The following is a 1,530-nucleotide window of genomic DNA, read 5'->3' as shown; positions in this document are numbered from 1 at the left end:
GGGCCACCCAGAACAGCCAGACCTGCTTCAGCCACTCACCGCCGGCAAACACCGCCACCGCCAGACTGCGGGCCGGGTTCACCGAGGTGTTGTCCACCGGAATGGAAATCAGGTGGATAAGCGTCAGGCACAGACCAATGGCCAGCGGCGCAAAGCCTGTCGGTGCATCCGCACCGGTCACCCGGGCAATCACCAGCACAAACATCGCCGTCAGCACCCACTCCGTCAGGGCCACGCTCAGGAGCGGAAACTCCCCCTGGGACAGGGTACCGTAGCCGTTACTGGCGAATCCTGCGTGGACATCAAATCCGCCACTGCCGCTGGCAATCAGGTACAGCACCCCGGCCCCGAGCAATCCGCCCAGCACCTGGGCAACCATATAGGGTGCCAGCAGGGAGCCCGGGAAGCGCCCGCCCGCCCACAGGCCTAACGAGACCGCCGGATTAAAGTGCGCCCCGGACAGGGCCCCGAACGCATACGCCCCGGTAAGTACCGTCAGACCAAAGGCCAGCGACACCCCGAGAAAACCAATCCCCACATCCGGAAAACCCGTGGCCAGCACTGCGCTGCCACATCCCCCCAGGACCAGCCAGAACGTGCCGGTCGCTTCTGCCATCAGTTTTTTCATCATCATCCTGTCCTGCCTTTTGCTGTGTGTTATTCGTGACTGAATGAGCCCCTGCCCGACCATCCCTGCGGCTGTTACGCGGCGCAGCCGGTAACATGCGGTATCGTCCGCAGTATGAGCAGCACCACATCGTCAGCCGGAGCCGGCGGGGTCAGTTGCCCTTCATTACTCGTCATTATCGTTATCCGGGGTATCCGCCTGACGGCCCTTTATCCCCTGCCCCGCATCCGGGCAGGCCACCGCCAGCAGCACCCCGCTTCTCTCGGGACGCTCACAACGGGTATCCGGCACATTCAACCCGGTACCGGACCCGCTGACAGACCTGTCGCTGCCGGGGTACATCACCAGTCCCACACCGCACCCCATCAGCAGTATCGGTGGCCCCCAGAGCCGTGCGGACTGACGCAGAACATCCCGCCCTCCGGCGTGGCGCAGGCGTCGACGGAGCAGACGCCAGAACGGGGGCCCCGGCACCACCAGGGCCACCACCGGCAGCACCAGTAACCAGAGAAGCGGAACGTCATGCAGACGCTGCACCAGGTAAAAAGCCACCCCCATCACGCCAACAGACATCAGGACAAGCCCGGCGAGCCCCGGCGCTGAAACAGAAACGACTTCGCCGCCTGCGCCAGCGCCTCCTGCTCGCGCAGGCGGGCAGCCTCAGAAACCTCGGTACGGGGTTTGCGCCCGCAGACCGATGCGACCGGCACACCCGGGCGGGTGGTGACGGAGGTCACCAGGAACATCGCCACCCGGTGACCGCTGGCCACCCGGACCACTTCCTTGTGGACCGCAACCGCATCTGACCGGTCGCACATGATGTAGGTCATCACGTCCGCCGCACGGCGCGGAGCCACCGAGAAGGCCTGAGAAATCTCTTCACGGGTCACGGCGCGCCCCTG

General features: G+C 65.2%; 2 protein-coding genes and 1 pseudogene. All 3 read right to left on the bottom strand.

The window, feature by feature from the left end:
• The coding region (gene aqpZ / locus ACERY3_RS25245; protein WP_373226790.1) for an aquaporin Z at positions 1-628 on the bottom strand (628 nt) is incomplete at its 3' end.
• Positions 629-793: 165 nt separating this feature from the next.
• Entirely contained in the window at positions 794-1,201 is a 408-nt protein-coding gene (locus tag ACERY3_RS25240; RefSeq protein ID WP_373226789.1) for a hypothetical protein, read from the bottom strand.
• Positions 1,201-1,530: pseudogene (locus ACERY3_RS25235) on the bottom strand (hypothetical protein); the annotation flags it as partial. The gene ACERY3_RS25240 and the pseudogene ACERY3_RS25235, both read right to left, overlap by 1 nt.

It is taken from the genome of Enterobacter cloacae complex sp. ESBL7 (assembly GCF_041679625.1).
GTDB lineage: Bacteria > Pseudomonadota > Gammaproteobacteria > Enterobacterales > Enterobacteriaceae > Enterobacter > Enterobacter asburiae_B.
The sequence above is the reverse complement of the archived record's forward strand: the minus strand, read 5'-3'. Positions and strand labels throughout refer to the sequence as shown.